The 353-nt window shown below is 61.2% G+C and carries 1 protein-coding gene; it reads right to left on the bottom strand.

Annotated elements, in window-relative coordinates:
* The coding region (locus AF337_RS13620; RefSeq protein WP_244471248.1) for an ABC transporter substrate-binding protein at positions 1 to 353 on the bottom strand (353 nt) is incomplete at both ends.

Here is a 353-nt window from a genome sequence, read left to right as displayed (position 1 = left end):
CTTCTGCACCATGGTCTCGCGATCCATGGCGTATTTGAGGGCCAGGCGCAGGTCGTTGTTGTCGAACGGCGCCTTGTCGCAATGCATGATGAAGACGTAGTGGCCGCGGCCGGCAGTCGAGAGGATCTCGACATTCGGCGCACGCTTCAGCAAATTGACGGTCTTCGGGTCGACGCGGTTGATGTAGTGCACCTGGCCGGACGACAATGCCGCGATGCGGGCGGTGGCGTCGTTCATGCCGATGATTTCGATCGAATCGACATAACCCCGGTCGGAGCGCCAGTCGTCCTTGTTCTTTTCGAAGGTGGCGCGGACGCCGGGCTCGAAGCTCGTCATCTTGTAGGGGCCGGTGC

Origin of the sequence: Rhizobium ecuadorense (assembly GCF_001187535.1) — a bacterium.
GTDB classification, from domain to species: Bacteria; Pseudomonadota; Alphaproteobacteria; order Rhizobiales; family Rhizobiaceae; genus Rhizobium; species Rhizobium ecuadorense.
This window is presented reverse-complemented; position numbering and strand designations above follow the sequence as displayed.